Below are 20,820 nucleotides of genomic sequence, written 5' to 3'. Positions count from 1 at the left end.
AATGTTATGAACGCTACCCGGGGACGGGGACGCTGAGGCCGGGGAAGATCTCGACCTCGCGAGGCGCGGGAGCGGGCGGGATGACCAGGACCGGTTCCTGCGCGGGGGCCGGGGCCGGCGGGTTCAGGATGTCGTAATTGCTGTTGGCCGGGGGATTTCCGGCGACCGGCGCCGGACCGGGGAACTGGTCGACCGGTGTTCCGGCCAGCGCGGCGTCCATGGTCTGCTTCCAGATGTCGGACGGCATGCCGGAACCGTAGATGGCAGCGCCGCGGGCGGTCCGGATGGGTTGGGGCTGTTCGGTTCCCACCCAGACCGCGGTGGACAAAGCCGGGGTGAAGCCGACCATCCAGGCATCCTTGTTCTGGCCGGTCGTGCCGAGCTGGGTGGTGCCGGTCTTGGCCGCGGACGGGCGGCCGGCCAGGCCGTGGCCGTTGGAGTAGGCGGCGATAGGGAGCATAGCCTGGGCGACGGAGTCGGCGACGTCGGCCTGGATACGCTGCTCGGACCCGCCGGGCGCGGCGCCGCGGTCGAGCAGCACCCGGCCGTCGCCGGTCACGACCTTCTGCACGAAATAGGGTGCGCGGTAGGCGCCGGAGGCGGCCAGGGTGGCGTAGGCCGAGGCCATGTCGATCGGGCGCACCGAGTAGGCGCCCAGCACGATGGCGGGCAGCGGCGGGCCGCCGCCGTCCTCGGTCAGGGTCTTGCCGCGTACGCCCGGGATCTGGTCGGGGATACCGGCCTGGTGGGCCGCGTCGGCGATCGCCTTCGGGCCCTCGAACAGGGTTCCGGACAGCCGGTAGAAGCTGGTGTTGAGCGAGCGCTTGAACGCCTCCCCGAGCGAGCAGGTGCCGCAGGACTCGCCGCCGACGTTCTGGATCTTCTCGCCGTTGACGGTGAGTGGCGCGCTGTCGAGCTGGTAGGTCAGCGGAATTCCCTGTTCCAGCGCGGCGACCACCGCGAAAGTCTTGAAGGCGGAACCGGTTTGCAGCGGGGCCTGCGCGAAATCGAAGCCGATGCCGTCGGGTCCGCCGTAGTAGGCGCGCACCGCGCCCGAGCGCGGGTCGACCGACACCACCGCCGAGCGCAGTTCGCTCGGCTGCCCGGACAGCGCGTTGCCGACCGCGGTCTGCGCGCCCTGCTGGGCCTTGGCGTCGATGGTCGTGATGATCTGCAGCGCACCGGTATTCAGTTCGCGCTCGCTGATCCCGGAGGCGCGCAGTTCGCGCAGCACCTGGGCGCGGATCAGGCCCTCGGGGCCGCGCGGGGTGCCGTCGTCCGACGCCGTGCCCGGGATGATGAGCGGGAACTGGGTGGCGGCGCGGTCGTCACGGGTCAGCGTGCCCATCTCGACCATGCCGTCGAGCACGTAGGCCCAGCGGGCGCGTAGCTGGTCGAGGTGGGTTTCCGGGTCCAGCAGCGACGGGGTGCGGATGACCGAGGCCAGTACCGCGCCCTCGGCCAGGGTGAGCTCGGGGGCCGACTTGCCGAAGTAGGCGTGGGCCGCGGCGGAGATGCCGTACGCGCCGCGACCGTAGTAGATGGTGTTGAGGTAGGCGGCGAGGATCTCGTCCTTGCTCCATTCGCGGGCCATCTTGGCGGAGATGATGAGCTCGCGCATCTTCCGGCTCAGCGTTCGTTCCGAACTCAGGAAGGCGTTCTTCACGTATTGCTGGGTGATGGTGGAGCCGCCGCCGGCGTCGTCGCGGCCGAGCAGGTTGTCGCGGGCCGCGCGCAGGAACGCCGACGTGGAGTAGCCCGGATTGGAGTAGAAGTTGCGGTCCTCCGCCGACAGCACGGCCTGGCGCACCGGCAGCGGCACGTCGGTGAGCGGCACCGGCACCCGATTGCCATGCGGCGGAACGACCTTCGCGATCACGGTGGCGCCGTCGGAGGTGAAGATGGTGGCGATCTGGTTGGTCTGCACCGCGTTCGGGTCCGGGATCTCGGCGCTCCAATAGGCGACGCCCAGCAGGGTGGTCGGCATGACCACCAGCACCAGGAATAGTGCGAGGACCAGTCGCCGGATCTGCTGTCCGCGGGTGTGCGCCGGTGGAGTACCCGGGTGATCAGGGTTGACGGGCGGCTTGGCCCGCCGCCGTGGGCGGCTCGGCGAGGGATGCCGCTGCCGATGGGATGCGCTGGCCGCCAGCTCGTTCCACTCCGCCCTGGTGGCGGACGCTTCCGGTTCTCCTCCGTGCCGGTCGCGGGACGAGCTCACGAGCATCTCCTTCCGGAGCGTCGACAAAGCGCGGTTCGACCCCACCGGGGTGGGGGGCACACTGAAACCCCGTGACACCGGCCGCGGCTCGCCCCATGCTAATCGACGCTCCGGCCACTCGGCGCAATTGACGGGGCCGGAGGCTACGCCACCGGGCTCGGAAGACCCGGTGGTTCGCGGCGCAAGCGCGGGGTGGCGGAGCGCTCGTTCTGGACCGAGTGGAGCGGAGGAGCGAAGCGGGGCAGCGGAGGGAGGGAAGAACGAGACCTCCAGCGCCGCGAACCCCGCCGGAGCGAAGCGGAGGCAATCAGCTCAGCTCTTGACGCCGCCCGCGGTGAGGCCGGAGATGATGCGGCGCTGGAAGAGCAGCACCATGATGACCAGCGGAATGGTGACGATGGTGCCCGCCGCCATGATCGCCGTGTACGGCTGGACCAGCGGGTTGTTGCCCGAGAAGCGGGCCACCGCGACCGTCACCGGTTCGGTCTTGTCGCTGGAGAGCAGTCGCGCCAGCAGGTATTCGTTGACCGCCGCGATGAACGCGAGGATGGCGGTGGTGAACACCGCGGGGGCGGCCAGCGGCAGCATGATCAGCCGGAACGCCTGGAACCGCGACGCGCCGTCGATCCGTGCGGCTTCTTCGAGCTCCCAGGGGAGTTCGGCGAAGAAGGACGCCAGGATGTACACGGTCATGGGCAGTACGAACGAGATGTTCGGGATGATCATGGCCTGGTAGTGGCCGATCCAGCCGAGGTCGGTGAACAGCTGGAACAGCGGCGTCACCAGCACCACCACGGGGAACATGGAGGCGGACAGGATGAGTCCGGACACCAGGTACTTGCCCTTGAAGGTGAGCCGCGCGAGCGCGTAGGCGGCCATGATGCCGATCAGCAGCGCCACCACCGTGGTGGCCGCGCCGATGATCACGCTGTTGCCCAGCGCCCGGCCGAAGTTGTTGCCGCGGCTGGTGTCGAAGGCGTTGCGGAAGTTCTCGAACGTGACGTGGGTGGGCCACGGCGTGTTGTCGAAGGTGTAGGCGGGATCGCGGAGCGCGGTCACGACCATCCAGTAGAACGGTCCCAGACCCCACACCAGCACGATCAGCGCGCCCAGGTAGACGCGGCCGGATGCGAGCCGCTTGCTCCACGGAACCGCTTGCGGCGCGGGCTTGTTCGCGGCCCGCTCGACGACGTTGGTGCTCATCAGTGGGCCTCCCGCTGTTCTTCCTGGGTGCGAACGGCGTTCGCGCCCAACACCTTCACCAGGAAGAACGCCACGGTGAAGATGAGCAGGAAGGTGATCACCGACAGCGCCGACGCGCTGTTCGGGCCCTGGCGCACCTGGTCCACCACCAGCATGGAGATGGTGCGGGTGGCCGGGTTGGACTGGGTCATGATCGCGGGCAGGTCGTACATGCGCAGCGCGTCCATGGTGCGGAACAGCACCGCCACCAGCAGCGCCGGCTTCAGCAGCGGCAGGGTGATGTGCCGGAACCGCTGCCACGCGGACGCGCCGTCCACGCGCGCGGCCTCGTACACGTCCTCCGGAATCACCTGCAGGCCCGCGAGAATCAGCAGCGCCATGAAGGGGGTGGTCTTCCATACGTCGGCGGCGATGACGGCGAAGCGGGCGGGCCACGGGTCGGCGGTCCACAGGATGTGGGTGCCGAAGATGCGGTTCACCACGCCGTCGTACTGGAACATGAACTCCCACAGCCGCGCCGTGACGGCGGTCGGGATGGCCCACGGGATGAGCACGGCGGCGCGCAGCAGGGCGCGGCCCTTGAAGGTCTTGCCCATGATGACCGCCATGCCGAGGCCGATGGTGGCCTCCAGCGCGACGGTCACGACGGTGAACAGCAGGGTGACGCCGATGGCGGCCCAGAACTGCGAGCCCAGGTTGCCGGTCGGGCAGTCCACCGTCTCGCCGAGCGAGTTGGTGCACTGCTGCAGCAGCCAGTGCGTGTAGTTGCTGAAGCCCGCGCCGCCGCCCTCGACGAACATGCCGGTGGACTTGTCCAGGCCGGAGTCCTTCTGGAAGGACATGATCAGGGCCCGGACCACCGGATAGCCGATGACCACGGCGAGGGCGAGCAGCACCGGGGTGACGAACATCCATGCCCGGGCCGAGACGCCCAGCCGATCACCCCGGCGCTTGGTCTGCGGCGCGTTGTTCTGTGGCGCTACGGATTTCACGCTCGGCTCCGTACGGTCGGGCGACTCGATATCGGTCGCTCCCGAAGGACGTGACACCTGTTCTCTTCTCCTACGGGACTCAGCCCTTGATCGTTCTCCGGGGCTTCGCCGTCGAGCACGCCCTACGATCCGGCGGTCTCGATGCCCTTCTGCATGCCCGCGATGGCATCGTCGACCGACTTGTTTCCGGTCAACGCAGCATAGGCGTTGTCCTGGATGGCCTTCGACACCGCGGGGTAGAAGGGGGTCACCGGGCGCGGCACCGCGGAGGCGATGGATTCCTTCAGTGCGGGAAGATACGGCATCTTGGCGATCAGCGCCGGGTCGTCGTAGACCGAGGCGCGGACCGACGGCAGCGCGCCGGAGGCCACGATGTGCTGGGCGTCCTCGCTGATCAGGAAACGCAGGAAGTCCAGCGCGGTGGCCTTGTTCTTGGAGAAGGCGCTGATCGCGGCGTTGTAGCCACCGAGGGTGGAGGCGCCGACGCCGTCCTTGCCGGGCAGCGGGGCGACGCCGAACTTGTCCTTCACCGCGGAGGCGTCGGACCCGGCGTCACCGAAGGTGGACGGCCAGCCGCGCATGAACATGAGCTTGCCGGTGACGAAGGCGTTCTGCGACTCCGGCTCCTTGAAGGAGATGCCCTCCTTCGGGATGTCGCCGTTCTTGTAGGCGTCGACCAGGGTCTGCAGACCGGCCTTGGACTGCGCGCTGTTCACGGTCGGGGTCTTGCCGTCGGCGCCGACGAAGCTGCCGCCGAAGGCGTTGATGACCTCGGCGGTGTTCACGGTCAGACCCTCGTAGGGGGCCAGCTGGCCTGCGTAGCAACCGATTCCGGCGTCGCGGGCCTTCGGGCACAGGGAGATCATCTCGGCCCAGGTCTTGGGCGGCTCCGGCGTCAGGTCCTTGCGGTAGAACAGCAGGCCGCCGTTGGTGTTGCGGGGAGCCGCGTACAGGGTGCCGTTGTAGGTGGCCGAGGCGACCGGCGGCGACAGCAGGGTGGAGGTGTCGATCTGGAAGGAGTCCTTCAGCGGCTGGATCCAGCCCTTGGCGGCAAACTCCGCGGTCCACGGCACGTCCAGCGCGACCACGTCGTAGTCCGACGCCTTGGCCTGCATGTGCTGCTTGAGGTCGTCGTACTGCTGGGAGGCGTCGTTGGACTGCTCCTTGAACGTCACCTTCTCGTCCGGGTGGGCGGCGTTCCAGCGCTCGACCAGCTGCTTCACCGCACCGGTCTCGGTGGTGTCCTTGCCCTCCACATAGGTGATCGGGCCACGGCCGGTGAGGTTCTCACCGGTCGAGCTGTTCCCGCCGTTGCTGCTCGAGCAGCCCGCGGCGAATGTCGCGGTCAGCAGAGCCGCGGAGGTGACGGCCAGCACGGCACGCGGCACCAACGTCGAGCGTAGAGAGGACACCTTCTTCAAAGCCATTGCGAATACTCCAGGGTCGATGAGTGACCAGTGGCACACTCAGCCGGGGCTGCACAAGGCAAGATACATGGTGACGCTACCGTGCGCGGGGAGTACCTGGTCTCCGCGTGGGTGACCCCGGCGATCACCGCTGCCGCTAGGCTGGGCCGCGATGTCTTCTCAGGACAAGATGCTCACCCGGATCGGGGGCCTGTTGCGGCAGGCCGAATCGACCGATAACGAGCACGAGGCCGAAGCCTTCCTCGCCGCCGCGCAACGGCTCGCGACGGGCTCGTCGGTGGATCTGGCGGTGGCGCGGGCGCATATCGCCAACCGGGAACGACGCCCTGCTCCGACGCAGCGGGTGATCCCGATCGGGGAACCCGGAAAACGTGGTCTACGCACATATGTCCAGCTGTTCGTGGCCATCGCCGCCGCCAATGACGTGCGCTGTGATGTGGCCCGCAGTTCGACGACGGTGTACGCCTACGGTTTCGACACCGATATCGACACCTGTTCGGCGCTGTACACCAGCCTGCTGGTGCAGATGGTGCGTGCCTCCGACCACTACATCAAATCGGGCGCGTACAAGACGGCCACCGCGCAGAAGGTCGTCGTCGAGCGAAAATACGGCCGCGTCTACCACCATCCGGTGGAGGTGCCGGTCGCGGCGGTGACGGCGCGCCTGAACTTTCAGATGGCCTTCGCCGCGCGGATCGGCCGCCGCCTCGGCGAGGTGAAGGCGGAGGTCGAGAAGGAAGCCGTGCGGGCCGATGCCGCCGGGGCCGCGCCCACGGGCACCGCGCTCGCGTTGCGCGACAAGGAACTCGAGCTCACCGACTACTACTCCCGCACCTCGGAAGCGCGCGGCACCTGGCGGGGCCCGCAGGCCTCGGCCGGGTACTCGGCGGCCGCCCGGCGGGCCGGGGACCGGGCGGGCAAGGCCGCGCGGCTGGGCGGCGCCGCCGAACTCGGTGGCGCGCGCGGGCAGCTGCCGCGCGGTTCGGGCGAATAGCGAACGCGCGCATGGCTGCCCGGGATGCGCAGCGGTCCCGGGTGTACGACGCCGAGGGCCTGGTGCGCGGAATGTTCGACCGCGCCGACGAATTCGACACGCGGACGGTCGAAGTGCACGGATCGCATCTGACGCTGCCCATCGAGCGGCGGTTCGGGTCGGTGGAATCGGTGCAGAGCTACGCGGACCGGGTGCTGGCGCTGAACTGGGTGCGTGCCCAGTGGGATCGGGCGGGGGTCCCGGTGACGGTGCGCGCCCGGGCGGGGACCAAGGCCGCGCACTACGAGTCGGCGGGGGCCGTGCTCGCGGTGCCGCTGCACGCCGGTGGAAGTGCCTGGGCGCTACGCGAATTGGTGATCCTGCACGAGCTGGCGCACCATCTGGACCCGGAGCTGACCGAGGCCGCGCCGCACGGCCCCGAGTTCTGCGCCCGGTATGTGGAGTTGGTGGACGGCGTCATCGGGCCCGAAGCCGCACTGCTGTTGCGCACCACGATGTATTCGTGCGGCGTTCGCATCGCCTGAGTAGCGTGCTAGGGCAGCAATTTCCGGACCCGGGCCAGGCGCTGACGCCACCACTCGGTGCGCTCGGCGTCGGGGTGGCGGTACCGGTCCAGGAGTTCGGGATCCGGGGCCGGGGGAGTGCGCGGCACCTCCAGCCGGCCGTCGACCGGGCGCAGTGGCGCGGTGACCACATCGCCGGTGAGCAGTGACAAAGTGTCCAGGCCACAGGCGAAATCGAGGTGGGGGAGTGCGCCGGCCAGCGCGACCTGCGCGGCCAGTCCGACGCTGGTCTCCAGCGCCGAGGACACCAGGCACGGCAGCCCCGCGGCCGCCGCGACCTCGAGTGCGCGCCGGACCCCGCCCAGCGGAGTGCATTTCAGGACCGCGACATCGGCCGCGCCCGCCACGGCCACGCGCAGCGGATCCTCGGCCCGCCGAATCGACTCGTCGGCGGCGATGCGCACATTCACCCGTTTGCGCACGGCCGCCAATTCCTCGATCGTCCGGCACGGCTGCTCGACATATTCCAAACCGCCTGCGGCCCGGTCGATTCGCCCGATCCGGTCGATGGCGGTGTCCACATCCCAGAGCCCATTGGCATCGACCCGCACCGCGCCGTCCAGCCCGAGCGCGTCGCGCACGGCCGCCACCCGCTCCAGATCCTCGCCCAGCGAGTCGGGGTGGTCGGCGACCTTCACCTTCGCGGTGCGGCAGCCGGACCCGGCCACGATCTCGTACGCCCGTTCCGGCCCCACCGCGGGCACGATGCAGTTCACCGGCACCCGATCCCGCACCGGCTCCGGCCATCCCATCGTCGCCTGTTCCACCGCCGTGGCCAGCCAGGACGCCGCTTCCCGGTCGTCGTACTCGGGAAACGCGCAGAATTCTCCCCATCCCGAGGCCCCGGGAATCAGCATGCCCTCGCGAACAGTGATCCCCCGGAATCGGGTTCGCATGGGAATCGCGTAGACCACCGCCGACTCGAAATCCACCGCACTGTCGCTCATCCGTCGCACCCTACCGACCGCCCGCGCGGACCCGAGGTGGCGGCGCGGCCCGCCCCCGGCGACAATGCGAAATGGAGCCATGTCCGGCTTCGCAGACCTGCGCCGTGGGGGAGACCGCATCATGAACCCGCCCAACGATCCCCGACGTCCAGCGCCGGAGAACTTTCCCCCGCCCGGGCCCGGCGGACCGGACGGCCGCCGGCACCAGGCCGGTCCCGGCCAGCGCGCCGCCGGATCGCCGCGCTCGCTACCCGGCTCCGGTGGACCGGGGGCGAAGGACGCCGCCCACCTGGCCGGCCCGGAGGGGCCGACGCTGCCCGGACCGCGTGGGCAGGCGCCGCCGCCCCCACCCCCACAGCCGCCCGGCGGGCCGCGGGCCGGTGCTGTCGATCAGGCCGCGCCCACTCTTCCCAAGGGCGGCCGGCAGAACCCGCCGCCGCGAGTGCCGCCGCAGGCTCCCGAAATAGTCGGTGTCCCACCGCGATCGGGCGGTCCGGCCGGTATGGCGCCGGGCTCGCGCCCGCCCGCGGCCGGTCCCGTCGGTCCCGGTCAGCCGGGCGGTCCGGCGTGGCCGCCCGGGCCGCCGCAACAGTCACTCCCCAACCCGGACACGAGCTTTGCCCCGGCTCCCGGTCCGGCGCCGCATGCCGAAGCGCCGCAAGTGGACGATCGGACCATGCCCGCGCCGCTGCGGCCGTCAGGGGTCGAGGCGGCGGCCGCGCCGGAGCGGAAGCCGCTGGCCCGCAGGGATATCGCGCTCGCGGCCGGCTTGTATCTGCTCGGCGTGGTCGCGGCGTTCGGCTGGGCCTACGATCTGTTCGCGAAACTGTTCGATCTGGTCCACAACCGCTGCACCGCGAAAAAGGACTTCTCGGTGCAGTGCATCGTGATCCGCCCGCCCGCCTCGGCCCTGTGGGGCTTGCTGATCGGCGGGGGCGGCATGTTCCTGGCGCTGGTGGGGGCCATGGTGCTGGCCTCGGTAGCGGCCATGACCGGTCGTCGCGCGTGGATCTGGACGGCCATCGCGCTGCCGGTAATCGTCGTCGCGGGCGGTGCGGGGCATGTACTGGTGGCCACGGCCATCAGCTGAGGAGCGTCTCGCGATGTGGTGAGTCGCCGCCCCGGTGGTTGCCGGGGCGGCGTTCGGTTTCAGAGGCGTTCGTAGATGGTGGCGTTGGCGAGACCGCCCGCCTCGCACATGGTTTGCAGGCCGTAGCGGGCGCCGCGGTCGTGCATGGCGTGGACGAGGGTGGTGGCCAGGCGGGCTCCGGAGGCGCCCAGGGGGTGGCCGAGGGCGATGGCGCCGCCGTTCACGTTGACCTTGGACAGGTCGGCCCCGGTCTCCCGGGCCCAGGCCAGGACGACGGAGGAGAAGGCCTCGTTGACCTCGAACAGGTCGATGTCGGCGAGGTCGAGTCCGGAGCGCTGCAACACCTTCCGGGTCGCGGGGATGACCGCGGTGAGCATGAGCAGCGGGTCGTCGCCCGCGACGGCGACGCTGTGCACCCGGGCCAGCGGACGCAGGCCCAGCTGGGCGGCGCGTTCACTGGTCATGATGAGGGTGGCGGCACTGCCGTCGTTGATCTGGCTGGCGTTGGCGGCGGTGATGTTCCAGCCGATCTGCGGGAACCGGGCAGCCATCTCCTCGCTGTAGTAGGCGGGGCGCAAGGCGGCCAGGGTCTCGAGGGTGCTGCCCAGGCGGATGCCCTCGTCCTCGGCGAGTCCGTCGAAGGGCGACAGCTGGGCCTCGAAGGCCCCGTTCTTGGTTGCGGCGGCGGCCTTCTCGTGGCTGGCGAGGGCGAATTCGTCGAGCTGGGTGCGGGTCAGCCCCCACTTGGCGGCGATGAGTTCGGCGCTGATGCCCTGCGGTACGAGGCCGTCCGGATAGCGTTCGGCGAAGCCGACCCCGGCGATATCCTCGGCCCCGATCAGGTTGGCCCCCATGGGAACCCGGCTCATGGATTCCACGCCCGCGGCCACCACGATGTCGTAGGCCCCGGCGATCACGCCCTGGGCGGCGAAGTGGATGGCCTGCTGGCTGCTGCCGCACTGCCGGTCCACGGTGGTGGCCGGAACCGATTCGGGATATCCGGCGGCCAGGGCGGCGCGGCGGGTCAGGTTGGAGCCCTGTTCGCCGACCTGGGTGACCACGCCGCCGATCACATCGTCGATCAGCGCCGGATCGATCTCGGAGCGTCGTACCACTTCCCGCAGGCTGTGCGCGAGCAGGTCGGCGGGGTGCACGCCGTGCAGTGCGCCGGTGGCCTTGCCCTTGCCGATGGGAGTGCGGACGGCTTCGACGATGACTGCGTCTCTCATTGACGTTCCCTTCCGAGCGGGCATCTGACTAGATGTCTCTAAAGTCAGGGTAGAAGCTGGCCATAGTTAGGGCAAGTCAGCAAGGTATGATGTACGCCATGTCGGCCGTACTGGAGGGAAAACTCAGCGACCTGAGCTCGTGGAAGCCCGAGGAGTGTTCGATCGCCAAGGCGATGGACATCGTCGGCACCCGCTCGGCCGTGCTCATTCTGCGGGAGTCGTACTACGGCACCACACGGTTCGACGGCTTCGCGGCGCGGGTGGGGATCACCGACGCGGCGGCCTCCAGCGCACTGCGCAAACTCGTCGACGCCGGACTGCTGGCCAAGCGGCCCTACCAGGAAGAGGGCAAGCGCACCCGCAACGAGTACGTGCTCACTCAGATGGGGCGGGACCTGCTGCCCGCCGTGGTCGCGCTCTGGCAGTGGGGTGACAAATATCTGCAGGACGGGCCCGCGCCGCTGGAACGGCTGGAGGACTCCAGCGGCGAGCCGGTCCGCGCCGAACTGCGCAGCGCCTCGGGCAACGAGGTTCCGCTGGAGAATCTGCGCATCCGGGTGAACGACGAATGGCGGCGGAAAGCCCGCCGCCATTCCTGAAACCTGAACCGTCAGTGCGAACCTGACCCGTCAGTGCAGCCGGCTGCCGTCCTCCGGGTGGAAGAAGTAGGTGTGCGCCGGGTCCGCGACCAGCGAGAGCTGCGCGCCCTTGGTCGGCGGGTTGCGCCAATCCGCGCGCGCCACAATCGATTCCCCCTCACCGAAGGTGCGGCCGTAGATGTAGGCGTCGGAGCCCAGCTCCTCGACCACGTCCACCTCCATGGCGATGCCCGCCCCGGTGCCGACCAAGTCCAGGTGCTCGGGCCGGACGCCGACCACGACACGCTCGCCGGTGGCCGCCGCCACCGAGCGCGGCAGCGGCAGCGGGCAGCCGCCGAGCGTCACCGAGCCGTTGCCGACCGGCAGCGTGAACAGGTTCATGGCGGGCGAGCCCATGAAGCCCGCGACGAACAGGTTGGCCGGATCCCGGTACAGGTCACGCGGGGACGCGCACTGCTGCAGCAGCCCGTCCTTGAGTACCGCCACCCGGTCGCCCATGGTCATCGCCTCGACCTGGTCGTGGGTGACGTAGACGGTGGTGGTGCCGAGCCGGCGCTGCAACTGGGCGATCTGGGTGCGGGTCTGCACGCGCAGCTTGGCGTCCAGGTTCGACAGCGGCTCGTCCATCAGGAACACCTGCGGGGACCGCACGATGGCGCGACCCATGGCGACACGCTGGCGCTGACCGCCGGACAGGGCCTTGGGCTTGCGGTCCAGGTAGGGCTCCAGGTCCAGCAGTTTGGCGGCCTCGAGCACGCGCTGCTGCCGCTCCTCCTTGGAGACCTTGGCCATCTTCAGCGCGAAGCCCATGTTCTCGGCCACGCTCATGTGCGGGTACAGCGCGTAGTTCTGGAACACCATGGCGATATCGCGTTCCTTGGGCTCGGCGTGCGTGACGTCCTTGTTCCCGATCAGGATTCGGCCGTCGCTCACCTCCTCGAGCCCCGCGAGCATGCGCAGCGAGGTGGATTTGCCGCAGCCCGAGGGGCCGACGAGCACCAGGAACTCGCCGTCGGCGATCTCCAGGTTCAACGCGTCGACGGCGGGCTTGCCCGAGCCGGGGTACAGCCGGGTGGCCTGGTCGAAAGTCACCGTTGCCACGGTTAGCACTTCCCTTCACCGGCAGGAACGTGCCGGACGATCCGTAGTAGAGGGGATGGACCCGACTCTCGGGACTCTCAGGGGCTGCGCCCCCGAACCCCCGGGAGCGGTTCCGGGGACATGGTAGGCGCACCCGGTTCGCCCTACCTCGGTAGCCTCGAATCGATCTCCGCCCCGCGATGAGGAGTACGTCATGAGCAAACCGGTTCGTATCGGAGTCCAGCTTCAGCCGCAGCACGCGCCCGGCTACGGGTTGATCCGGGACGCGGTGCGGCGATGTGAGGACATCGGGGTGGACATCGTCTTCAACTGGGACCACTTCTATCCGCTGTACGGCGATCCCGAGGGCGCGCACTTCGAGTGCTGGACCATGCTGGGCGCGATCGCCGAGCAGACCGAGCGGGTGGAGCTCGGCGCGCTGGTCACCGGCGGCGGCTACCGCAATCCGGACCTGCTGGCCGATATGGCGCGCACCGTCGACCACATCAGCAACGGGCGGCTCGTGCTCGGTGTCGGCGCGGGCTGGTTCGAGAAGGACTACGACCAGTACGGGTACGAATTCGGTACGGCCGGAAGCCGTCTCGCGCTGTTCAAGGAATCGATGGCCCGGATCACCGACCGGCTGGCCAAGCTGAACCCGCAGCCGGTGCGCGACATCCCCATCCTGATCGGCGGCGGCGGGGAGAAGAAGACGCTGCGACTGGTCGCCCAGTACGCCGACATCTGGCACAGCTTCTCCGACATCGACGTGCTGCAGCGCAAGATCGGCATCCTGGGCGAGCACTGCGCCGAGGTCGGCTCCGACGCCGCGGCGATCGAGAAGTCGGTGGCCTGGCCGGGCCTGGACGCGGCCGACGACTATCACGCGGCGGGCGTGACCCTGTTCACGGTGAGCTCCGGCGGACCCGACTACGACACCGCCCGGATCCAGGAGGCGGTGACCTGGCGCGATCGCGTCAATCAGGGGTAGACCGGGTCGATCGGGTTCGGGAAGGTGACGCTTCCGAATCGGCGTGAGGCTAAACCTGGAGTGGCAAACATCCGGCACTAGGGTGATTTGCCATGGTTTCCTTGCGGCACCTGGCGGGTGTCCTGCTGGTAGGGCTGGTCGGCGTCGCCACGCTCGGCGTGGGCGGCGCGGCGGCCGACGACCGTGATCTGTGTTCGCCGCCCGGTCCGGCGGCGGCCAGCGCGGCGCCGACCAACCTGGCCTCGGGGCGGCAGAACCAGAGCGCGGACCGGTTCACGACGCCCACCACGGTGCCGCTGAACACGATCGACATCACCAAGCTGGGGCTGCTCACGCCCGGCAAACTGAGCGTCGGAACCCTGTCGGACGCCCCGCCGAGCATCTGCGTGAACTCCAAGGGCACGTTCACCGGCTTCGACAACGAGCTGTTGAAGGCGATCGGCGCGAAACTCGGCCTGCAGGTGGAGTTCACCGGCACCGAGTTCGCGGGCCTGCTGGCCCAGGTCGCCAACGGCCGCTTCGACATCGGCTCGTCCAGCATCACCACCACCGACGCCCGGCGGCAGCTGGTCGACTTCACCAACGGCTACGACTTCGGCTACTTCTCCCTGGTGGTGCCGAACGGCAGCGCCATCCACGGCTTCGGGGACCTGAACCGGGGCAAGCGGATCGGCGTGGTGCAGGGCACCGTGCAGGACGAGTATGTGGTCAACGAACTGCACCTGGATCCGGTGAAGTTCCCCGACTACAACACCGCCTACGCGAACCTGAAGTCCGGACAGATCGACGCCTGGGTGGCGCCGTCGCAGCAGGCCATCGGCGCGATCAAGCCGGGCGACCCGACCTCGATCACGCAGAACACGTTCAGCGTCAACAACTTCACCGCCTGGGCGGTGCGCAAGGGCCATCAGCCGCTCACCGACGCGCTCAACGCGGGCCTGGACGCGGTGATCGCGGACGGCACCTACGCCAAGCTGTACGAGAACTGGGTGCCACGCGAACTGCCGCCGGGCTGGAAGCCGGGCTCCAAAGCCGCGGCGGCACCGCAGCTTCCGGACTTCGCGAAGATCGCAGCTGAACACGCGGGCGACCGGTCCGGGGCGGGCACGGCACAGCCGAAGTCGACGCTGCGGCAGTTGAAGGACACGTTCTTCGACTGGTCGTTGTACCGCAAGGCCTTCCCGGATCTGATCAAGACGGGTCTGCCCAATACCCTGATCCTGGCGCTGGTTTCGGGCCTGCTGGGCACCGTGCTCGGCATGTTGCTCGCGGTGGCGGGCATCTCCCGCACCCGCTGGTTGCGCTGGCCCGCACGGGTGTACACCGACATCTTCCGCGGTCTGCCCGCCGTGGTGATCATCCTGCTCATCGGTCTCGGCGTGGGACCGGTGGTCAAGGGCATCACCGGCAACAACCCGTACTGGCTGGGCGCGGTGGCGCTGGCGCTGCTGGCCTCGGCGTACATCGGTGAGATCTTCCGGTCCGGCATCCAGTCGGTGGAGGCCGGGCAGCTGGAGGCGGCCCGCGCCATCGGATTCGGCTACCGGCAGGCCATGACGCTGGTGGTGATCCCGCAGGGCGTGCGCCGGGTGCTGCCCGCGCTGATGAACCAGTTCATCGCATTGATCAAGGACTCCTCGCTGATCTACTTCCTGGGTCTGCTGGCCTCGCAACGCGAACTGTTCGCGGTGGGCCGGGATCTCAACGCGCAGACCGGGAATCTGTCGCCGCTGGTGGCGGCCGGCCTGGTGTACCTGCTGCTGACAGTGCCGCTCACGCACCTGGTCAACCACATCGACAAGCGCATGCGTGACGGCCGCCCCGCCGCCGGCGATCCCGCCGAACCCGTCGAACAGGCCGTCATCACGGAAGGGCGTGGAGCATGAGTGCCTCCCTCACCGGCACCGGCCTGCGATTGACGCTGGGCCGCACCGAGATCCTGCGCGGCGTGGACGTGCACGTGGACGCGGGCAAGACCACCACGGTGATCGGGCCGTCCGGGTCCGGCAAGTCGACACTGCTGCGGGTGCTGAACCGGCTGCACGAACCCGACTCCGGCGACATCCTGCTGGACGGCGCGTCGGTGCTGGGCGAGAACCCGGACCGGCTGCGGCAGCGGATCGGGATGGTGTTCCAGCACTTCAACCTGTTCCCGCACCGGACCGTCGCCGACAATGTGGCGCTCGGTCCCCGCAAACTGCACGGGCTGTCCAAGGAGCAGGCGCGCACGCTGGCGCTGCAGCAGTTGGAGGCGGTCGGACTGGCGGGGAAGGCGGACGTGCGCCCCTCGTCACTGTCCGGCGGTCAGCAGCAGCGCGTCGCCATCGCCCGGGCATTGGCCATGAAGCCGGACATCATGTTCTTCGACGAGGCCACCTCGGCGCTGGATCCGGAGCTGGTCAAGGGCGTGCTCGCGCTCATGTCGGAGCTGGCGAGCGGCGGCATGTCGATGATCGTGGTCACCCACGAGATGAGCTTCGCCCGTTCGGTATCCGATCGGGTCGTGTTCATGGATCACGGCCGGGTGGTGGAAACCGGCACACCCGAGGCGCTCTTCGAGAACGCGGAAACCCCTCGGCTGCGCCAGTTCCTCTCCCAGGTGCTGTGACCGACTCTCGGCGAGCTGGTCAGCTGCTGCCCGCGAAGGGCAGGTTCGCGTAGCGGCCGAAGTCGCCTTGCGCGCCGCTGTAGATGTTCAGATCCACGCCCGCGGCGATGCCGGGGATCCGGCCGGCGTCGGTGGTCTGCCAGAACGTCCAGTGCGGCCAGCCGCCCGGGACCTCGGGCTGGTCGTTGCCGCGGTAGTCGGCGATCCACAGCGGGTAGGCGGTGAACTCGGTGGAGTCGGCCATGGCCGTCTGCCAGAAGCGGGGATAGGTGTAGATGATCGGCATCCGGCCGGTCAGCGCGCGGACCGTGTTCAGGTACCGGTGGGTCCAGTCGATGAGCGCGGCCGGGGGCAGTCCGCCGGAGTCCTCGAGGTCCAGCACCGGCGGCAGGTCCATGGGCCCGTTCTGGCCCAGCACCATGGCCGAGTAGAACGCGGCCTGCGCCTCGGGGAGCAGGTTCGGGCGCGCGAAGTGGTAGGTGCCGCGCGCGACGCCGGCCACTCGCATGGACAGGCTGTCCTGCACGAAGTACGGGTTCACGTAGTTGAGGCCCTCGGTCGCCTTGAGCATGGCGAACGAGTATCCGGCGGCGCGTACGCCGAACCAGTTGATGCTGCCGCCGCCGGGGTGCTGCCACGAGGCCACGTCCGGGCCCTCGATATCGGCGGCAGCCACCCCGGCGGGGGTAGCCATGAGGATGCCTGTAGCCGCGACAGTTAGCACTTTCATCAGTGTGCGTCCGGTCATGCACAAAAACGCTAGGCCGAACCGCCGCCGGAGCGGTGAAGGCGCGACTGTCTAATTCGCCAATCGTTAGCCGATCTGTCCGGCCGTCAGCCGAGCCAGTCCAGCACCGACGCCGCGGTCCAGGACTGCTGCATGCTGCCCAGGGGTTCACCGGTGAACGGCTCGTAGTACTCGGCGAAGCTGCCGTCACTGGCCTGGCGCAGTCCTTCCGCGCGCAGCATGAACGAGCGCTCGGCCCAGCCGCGGCGGGCGAACACCCAGGAGAACAGCCAGCTGATCACCGGCCACACCGGTCCGCGCCAGTACTCGCGGGAGCGGAAGTCCCGCGCCACCGGGGAGGTCGACGGCGGCAGCGCGTAGCGCAGATCCGGGTGCCCGCACCAGCGCGGGCCCTCGAACAGCCGCAGCAGCCGCCGTTCGGCGTCGCGGGGGAGTCCGCCGCTGAGCAGCGGCGCGAAGGACGCGAGCGTCTCGGTCTCGATCCATTTGTCGGCGCGCACGTCGAAGTCCCGGGCCACGCCGGTGCGCGCGTCGGTGGTGGCGATCACGCCCGCGCGGAAGTAGTCGGCCCACTCGTAGAGTTCGCGCACGTCCGCGTGCGGCTGCTTGTAGTCCTCGCCGATATTGGCGAGCACATCGCAGGCCAGCGCGAAGATGGCGGTCACGAACACGTCCTCGACCGCGAAGCTCATGGTGGAGGCCAGCTGGTAGTCGTCGTACCCGGCGCGGCGCATCTGCTCGACCAGCCACAGGTAGCGGTCGTACTCGCGGTCGGAGGGGCGCTGCGTGGGATCGCCCACCACCTGGGTGTCGGCGCGCTGGTACGGCGGCAGGTCCGGACCGGGAATCACGTTCTCGTAGGCCCGATCCCAGCGCGGCGAGTTGTCCATGCCGGATTCCCAGCCGTGGTAGAGCGTGATCCGCCCGTGCTGCTTGGGATCTCGCGCGTAGGCCAGCCAGCGGTGCCAGCGCATCAGGTCGGGCCAGCGCCGGTTCAGGAAGTCCTCGGCGACCGCGCGGGTGCTGCGCCCGTGCCGGCGCGAGTGGTCCAGAATCCGTTGCACCGCAATGGCATGCACGGGCGGCTGCGTGATTCCCGACGTGTCGGGCCCGTCGGGCGCGTCGGCGGCGAGGCGGCGGCATTCCCATCGGGCGGGTCCGGGGAAGTAGCCGTCCACCCCATTGGCGAACACGATGTGCGGGATCATCCCGTTGCGCCACTGCGCCGACAGCAGGGTGTCCAGTTCCAGGGCCGCGCGTTCGACGCTGAGCGGCGCCAAACCAACCGCTACGAATGCCGCGTCCCAGCTCCACATGTGTGGATAGAGCTTGGGCGCGGCGCTGGTCATGGTGCCCAGGTCGTTGCCGCGCAGCAGGTAGGCCGCGCGGGCCGCGAGCTGGGTGGGCGTGAATCCCGGGTGCGTCATCGCCCTATTCTGCGCCGGTACCCGGAGGTATGCGCGGTAGGGCGAGGAGGTGTGGCTCGACGCTCGGTGGATCGGGGATGACGCGTGGACAGTGGACTGCGCTGGGTCGCCCGTGGACGACTCCTGATCGCCTGTGGACGACTCCTGATCGCCAGATTGCACTTCGTTCGCCTTCTCGTGAATCAGCTAGCGGTGGTGTGCCCGTCCGGAGCATCGCCGGACCGGCGGGGCCGGTTACGGTGATCACATGGCGAATTCCGCGAGGCCCGAATCCGACCGGCCGATCGCGTTGATCACCGGGGCCAGCCGGGGGCTGGGGGCGGCGATTGCGCGGGAACTGGCTCCGGCACATCGATTGTTGCTGGGCGCGCGCACGCGGCAGGCCCTGGAACCGGTGCTGCGCGAGCTGCCCGGCAGCGCCGGATGGCCGGTCGATCTCACCGATTACGCGGCGGTGGCGCGCGCGGTGGAGGGCATCCAACGGCTGGATGTCCTGGTGCACAATGCCGGGATCGCCGACCTGGGAACGATAGCCGATTCGTCGGTGGCGCAGTGGCGGAATACGTTGGAAGCCAACCTGATCGCGGTCGCGGAGTTGACCAGACTGTTGCTGCCCGCGCTGCGCGCCGCCAATGGCCATGTGGTGCTGATCAATTCGGGCGCCGGACTGCGGGCGAATCCGGGCTGGGGCGTCTACGCGGCCAGCAAGTTCGGGTTGCGGGCCTTCGGTGACGCGCTGCGGCTGGAGGAACCGGCGCTGCGGGTGACCTCGGTGCATCCGGGCCGGATCGACACCGACATGCAGCGCGAGATCATCGCGGGGGAGGGCCGCGACTACGACCCGAACGAGTTCCTCACCGCGGAGACGGTGGCGCGGGCGGTCCGCAATGCGGTGGAGACGCCGCGTGACGCCCATCCGACCGAGATCGTGCTGCGTCCCATCGCCCGCTGAGAGGAACCTGAATTTCCGTGCTGAATTGCGATCATTTCGCACAGAATTGGTGCCCGGTTCACGCCGTATGGATATAACGAACGCGATGGATAGACGACAGTTGCTCGCGATGCTCGCGGCGGGCACTGCGGCCGCCTTGACCGGGTGCTCTTCGGAGGGCCCCACCCCCAAGGTGACCCCGCGGATCAGTGGACCCGTCGCGACGCCTGCGCCGTCCGCGGCGCCGAAGTCGATCGCCGCGCCGCCCGCGCAGAAGTCCGCGATTCCCGCGGGCACGATCACGGCGCTGCCCGGACACGGCAACAACCTGGCCCTCACCGTCGACGACGGCGCCAGCCCCGAGGTGGTCGGGGCCTACGTGAAGTTCGCCAAGGACACCGGGGCCCGCTTCACCTTCTTCGTCACCGCGTACTACGACTCGTGGACCACCCACAAGGCCGCTCTGCGGCCGCTGGTGGAATCCGGGCAGATCCAGCTGGGCAATCACACCTGGGATCACCCGGACCTGACCAAGCTGTCCACCACCGAGATCGCCGCCCAGCTGACCAAGGCGAAGACCTTCCTGCACAACAACTTCGGCGTGGACGGGACCCCGTATTTCCGGCCCCCCTTCGGTCGCCACGATGCTACCGTCGACAAGGTGGCAGCCGATCTCGGTTACACCGTCCCCACCATGTGGTACGGCTCGCTGTCCGACTCCGGTGTCATCACCGAGGACTATCTGATCGAGTGCGCGCAGAAGTACTTCAACGCGCAGGCCATCGTGATCGGCCACGCCAACGCCCCCGCCGTGACGCACTGCTACGACCGTCTGGTCGAGATCATCCGTGCGCGCAACCTCTCGCTGGTGACCCTCAACGACGTGCTGGTGTCACCGGCCTGACGGCTGCGCCGGGGGGCGCGGGAGTTTCGTTCGGAAGAGTGATTGAAGGTCGAGATGGACAGACGTCGGCTGTTGACGTTGCTGGCTGCGGGTGGGGTCGCCGGATTGCTGGGAGCGGGGGAAGCCCGCGCCGAATTCCCCTTCGATACCGGGTCTTCCGGGATCGTTCCGCCAGTGCCCGGGGTGACACCGGATTTCGGGCCCAAGACGCCGATCGGGCCGGGCACCATCCAGGGGCTGCCCGGCGACGGAAACCATATGGCGCTCACCATCGATGACGGCGCCAGCTCCGAAACCATCGGCGGGTTCATCGATTTCGCGCGCATTACCGGTGCGCGTCTCACTTTCTTCGTCACCGCCTACTACCCGGGCTGGCTCGATCACCGGGATGCGTTGCGCCCCATGGTCGATTCCGGGCAGATTCAGCTCGGCAACCACACCTGGGACCATCCGGACCTGACCCGGCTGTCCGGCGGCGCGATCGCCGACCAGCTGAACCGCTGCAAGGACTTCCTCTGGGACCAGTACGGCGTCGACACCACGCCGTACTACCGCCCGCCCTTCGGCAGGCACAATGCCGGTGTCGACGCGGTGGCCGCCGACTGCGGTTACACCGTCCCGACCATGTGGTACGGCAGCCTCAGCGACACCAACACGGTGATCAACGAAGGCATCCTGCTCGACGCCGCCCGCCAATGGTTCCGAGCCCAGTCCATCGTCATCGGCCACGCCAACCGCCCCACCGTCACCCACATCTACGACCAGCTCATGGACATCGTCCGCGAACGCAACCTGCAACTGGTCACCCTCAACGACGTGCTCATCCCGCCGCGGTAAAGCCTGGGACAAAAGGAAATCGGTCCCGG

19 protein-coding genes are annotated in these 20,820 nt (G+C 69.0%); 10 read left to right on the top strand and 9 right to left on the bottom strand.

The features are described from left to right. Positions 1-13 precede the first annotated feature (13 nt). The 4 genes from ABZ412_RS00545 to ABZ412_RS00530 all read right to left on the bottom strand — a co-directional run bounded on the left by ABZ412_RS00545 (position 14) and on the right by ABZ412_RS00530 (position 5,843). Positions 14-2,221: a transglycosylase domain-containing protein gene (locus ABZ412_RS00545; protein ID WP_357274628.1), complete on the bottom strand. Its 2,208-nt coding sequence runs from the start codon at positions 2,219-2,221 to the stop codon at positions 14-16. Positions 2,222-2,533: 312 nt separating this feature from the next. After that, positions 2,534-3,424 carry a carbohydrate ABC transporter permease gene (locus tag ABZ412_RS00540; protein ID WP_357097426.1) on the bottom strand — a complete coding sequence of 297 codons (891 nt, stop codon included), beginning with the start codon at positions 3,422-3,424 and terminating at the stop codon, positions 2,534-2,536. Then, a complete protein-coding gene (locus ABZ412_RS00535) occupies positions 3,424-4,335 on the bottom strand; it encodes a sugar ABC transporter permease (RefSeq protein WP_357275873.1) in 912 nt (303 codons plus the stop codon). The genes ABZ412_RS00540 and ABZ412_RS00535 overlap by 1 nt, the downstream gene beginning before the upstream one ends. 203 nt (positions 4,336-4,538) lie before the next feature. Then, positions 4,539-5,843 (bottom strand): ABC transporter substrate-binding protein, encoded by a 1,305-nt coding sequence (locus ABZ412_RS00530; RefSeq protein WP_357274626.1) that lies wholly within the window; start codon positions 5,841-5,843, stop codon positions 4,539-4,541. A 151-nt stretch (positions 5,844-5,994) separates the two neighbouring features. Here ABZ412_RS00530 and ABZ412_RS00525 point away from each other — a divergent pair, with 151 nt between their 5' ends. Together ABZ412_RS00525 and ABZ412_RS00520 are read left to right on the top strand one after the other, a co-directional pair. Further along, positions 5,995-6,837, top strand: a complete 843-nt coding sequence (locus ABZ412_RS00525) for a DUF2786 domain-containing protein (RefSeq protein ID WP_357274624.1) — start codon at positions 5,995-5,997, stop codon at positions 6,835-6,837. Positions 6,838-6,848: 11 nt separating this feature from the next. Further along, positions 6,849-7,361, top strand: coding sequence for a TIGR04338 family metallohydrolase (locus ABZ412_RS00520; protein WP_357274622.1), 513 nt, complete (start codon positions 6,849-6,851; stop codon positions 7,359-7,361). An 8-nt stretch (positions 7,362-7,369) separates the two neighbouring features. Here ABZ412_RS00520 and ABZ412_RS00515 read toward each other — a convergent pair whose 3' ends face one another. After that, complete coding sequence (locus tag ABZ412_RS00515; protein WP_357274620.1) at positions 7,370-8,347, bottom strand: o-succinylbenzoate synthase; 978 nt, start codon at positions 8,345-8,347, stop codon at positions 7,370-7,372. A gap of 676 nt (positions 8,348-9,023) precedes the next feature. Between ABZ412_RS00515 and ABZ412_RS00510 the strand changes: the two genes are divergently transcribed. Further along, a complete protein-coding gene (locus ABZ412_RS00510; RefSeq protein WP_357274618.1) occupies positions 9,024-9,437 on the top strand; it encodes a hypothetical protein in 414 nt (137 codons plus the stop codon). A 59-nt stretch (positions 9,438-9,496) separates the two neighbouring features. Here ABZ412_RS00510 and ABZ412_RS00505 read toward each other — a convergent pair whose 3' ends face one another. Further along, on the bottom strand, positions 9,497-10,666 hold the full coding sequence (locus tag ABZ412_RS00505) for a thiolase family protein (RefSeq protein WP_357274616.1): 1,170 nt from the start codon (positions 10,664-10,666) through the stop codon (positions 9,497-9,499). A gap of 98 nt (positions 10,667-10,764) precedes the next feature. On the opposite strand from ABZ412_RS00505, the gene ABZ412_RS00500 reads away from it, so the two are divergent. Then, on the top strand, positions 10,765-11,265 hold the full coding sequence (locus tag ABZ412_RS00500; RefSeq protein ID WP_357274614.1) for a helix-turn-helix domain-containing protein: 501 nt from the start codon (positions 10,765-10,767) through the stop codon (positions 11,263-11,265). Positions 11,266-11,295: 30 nt separating this feature from the next. On the opposite strand, the gene ugpC is transcribed toward ABZ412_RS00500, so the two are convergent. After that, the gene (gene ugpC, locus ABZ412_RS00495) at positions 11,296-12,366 is read right to left on the bottom strand and encodes a sn-glycerol-3-phosphate ABC transporter ATP-binding protein UgpC (protein WP_357274612.1); all 1,071 of its coding nucleotides are present in this window, start codon (positions 12,364-12,366) and stop codon (positions 11,296-11,298) included. A gap of 193 nt (positions 12,367-12,559) precedes the next feature. Between ugpC and ABZ412_RS00490 the strand changes: the two genes are divergently transcribed. The 3 genes from ABZ412_RS00490 (at position 12,560) to ABZ412_RS00480 (ending at position 15,944) form a co-directional block, all read left to right on the top strand. Continuing rightward, positions 12,560-13,336 carry an LLM class F420-dependent oxidoreductase gene (locus ABZ412_RS00490; RefSeq protein ID WP_357274610.1) on the top strand — a complete coding sequence of 259 codons (777 nt, stop codon included), beginning with the start codon at positions 12,560-12,562 and terminating at the stop codon, positions 13,334-13,336. A 92-nt stretch (positions 13,337-13,428) separates the two neighbouring features. Further along, positions 13,429-15,222 carry an ABC transporter substrate-binding protein/permease gene (locus ABZ412_RS00485; protein ID WP_357274608.1) on the top strand — a complete coding sequence of 598 codons (1,794 nt, stop codon included), beginning with the start codon at positions 13,429-13,431 and terminating at the stop codon, positions 15,220-15,222. Then, entirely contained in the window at positions 15,219-15,944 is a 726-nt protein-coding gene (locus tag ABZ412_RS00480; protein ID WP_357274606.1) for an amino acid ABC transporter ATP-binding protein, read from the top strand. The genes ABZ412_RS00485 and ABZ412_RS00480 overlap by 4 nt, the downstream gene beginning before the upstream one ends. Before the next feature lie 19 nt (positions 15,945-15,963). Here the strand turns inward: ABZ412_RS00480 and ABZ412_RS00475 are convergent, their stop codons facing one another. After that, positions 15,964-16,638, bottom strand: coding sequence for a glycoside hydrolase family 25 protein (locus tag ABZ412_RS00475; protein ID WP_357274603.1), 675 nt, complete (start codon positions 16,636-16,638; stop codon positions 15,964-15,966). A gap of 140 nt (positions 16,639-16,778) precedes the next feature. Then, the gene (locus tag ABZ412_RS00470; protein WP_357097401.1) at positions 16,779-18,119 is read right to left on the bottom strand and encodes a glycogen debranching protein; all 1,341 of its coding nucleotides are present in this window, start codon (positions 18,117-18,119) and stop codon (positions 16,779-16,781) included. A gap of 247 nt (positions 18,120-18,366) precedes the next feature. On the opposite strand from ABZ412_RS00470, the gene ABZ412_RS00465 reads away from it, so the two are divergent. The 3 genes from ABZ412_RS00465 (at position 18,367) to ABZ412_RS00455 (ending at position 20,791) form a co-directional block, all read left to right on the top strand. Next, positions 18,367-19,071, top strand: a complete 705-nt coding sequence (locus ABZ412_RS00465; protein WP_357274601.1) for an SDR family oxidoreductase — start codon at positions 18,367-18,369, stop codon at positions 19,069-19,071. An 85-nt stretch (positions 19,072-19,156) separates the two neighbouring features. After that, positions 19,157-19,954 (top strand): polysaccharide deacetylase family protein, encoded by a 798-nt coding sequence (locus tag ABZ412_RS00460; RefSeq protein ID WP_357274599.1) that lies wholly within the window; start codon positions 19,157-19,159, stop codon positions 19,952-19,954. A 54-nt stretch (positions 19,955-20,008) separates the two neighbouring features. After that, the gene (locus tag ABZ412_RS00455; protein WP_357274597.1) at positions 20,009-20,791 is read left to right on the top strand and encodes a polysaccharide deacetylase family protein; all 783 of its coding nucleotides are present in this window, start codon (positions 20,009-20,011) and stop codon (positions 20,789-20,791) included. The last annotated feature ends 29 nt before the right edge of the window (positions 20,792-20,820 follow it).

It is taken from the genome of Nocardia sp. NPDC005746 (assembly GCF_040630785.1).
Lineage (GTDB): Bacteria > Actinomycetota > Actinomycetes > Mycobacteriales > Mycobacteriaceae > Nocardia.
This window is presented reverse-complemented; position numbering and strand designations above follow the sequence as displayed.

Excerpts from the sequence above, each read along its gene's own strand:
- ABZ412_RS00465 (WP_357274601.1), top strand. The coding sequence starts at position 18,367 with ATGGCGAATTCCGCGAGGCCCGAATCCGACCGGCCGATCGCGTTGATC.
- ABZ412_RS00500 (WP_357274614.1), top strand. The coding sequence starts at position 10,765 with ATGTCGGCCGTACTGGAGGGAAAACTCAGCGACCTGAGCTCGTGGAAG.
- ABZ412_RS00490 (WP_357274610.1), top strand. The coding sequence starts at position 12,560 with ATGAGCAAACCGGTTCGTATCGGAGTCCAGCTTCAGCCGCAGCACGCG.
- ABZ412_RS00475 (WP_357274603.1), bottom strand. The coding sequence starts at position 16,638 with ATGGCTACCCCCGCCGGGGTGGCTGCCGCCGATATCGAGGGCCCGGAC.
- ABZ412_RS00460 (WP_357274599.1), top strand. The coding sequence starts at position 19,157 with ATGGATAGACGACAGTTGCTCGCGATGCTCGCGGCGGGCACTGCGGCC.
- ABZ412_RS00485 (WP_357274608.1), top strand. The coding sequence starts at position 13,429 with ATGGTTTCCTTGCGGCACCTGGCGGGTGTCCTGCTGGTAGGGCTGGTC.
- ABZ412_RS00470 (WP_357097401.1), bottom strand. The coding sequence starts at position 18,119 with ATGACGCACCCGGGATTCACGCCCACCCAGCTCGCGGCCCGCGCGGCC.
- ABZ412_RS00455 (WP_357274597.1), top strand. The coding sequence starts at position 20,009 with ATGGACAGACGTCGGCTGTTGACGTTGCTGGCTGCGGGTGGGGTCGCC.
- ABZ412_RS00480 (WP_357274606.1), top strand. The coding sequence starts at position 15,219 with ATGAGTGCCTCCCTCACCGGCACCGGCCTGCGATTGACGCTGGGCCGC.
- ABZ412_RS00535 (WP_357275873.1), bottom strand. The coding sequence starts at position 4,335 with ATGTTCGTCACCCCGGTGCTGCTCGCCCTCGCCGTGGTCATCGGCTAT.
- ABZ412_RS00520 (WP_357274622.1), top strand. The coding sequence starts at position 6,849 with ATGGCTGCCCGGGATGCGCAGCGGTCCCGGGTGTACGACGCCGAGGGC.
- ABZ412_RS00540 (WP_357097426.1), bottom strand. The coding sequence starts at position 3,424 with ATGAGCACCAACGTCGTCGAGCGGGCCGCGAACAAGCCCGCGCCGCAA.
- ABZ412_RS00505 (WP_357274616.1), bottom strand. The coding sequence starts at position 10,666 with ATGAGAGACGCAGTCATCGTCGAAGCCGTCCGCACTCCCATCGGCAAG.
- ABZ412_RS00530 (WP_357274626.1), bottom strand. The coding sequence starts at position 5,843 with ATGGCTTTGAAGAAGGTGTCCTCTCTACGCTCGACGTTGGTGCCGCGT.
- ABZ412_RS00510 (WP_357274618.1), top strand. The coding sequence starts at position 9,024 with ATGCCCGCGCCGCTGCGGCCGTCAGGGGTCGAGGCGGCGGCCGCGCCG.
- ABZ412_RS00525 (WP_357274624.1), top strand. The coding sequence starts at position 5,995 with ATGTCTTCTCAGGACAAGATGCTCACCCGGATCGGGGGCCTGTTGCGG.
- ABZ412_RS00515 (WP_357274620.1), bottom strand. The coding sequence starts at position 8,347 with ATGAGCGACAGTGCGGTGGATTTCGAGTCGGCGGTGGTCTACGCGATT.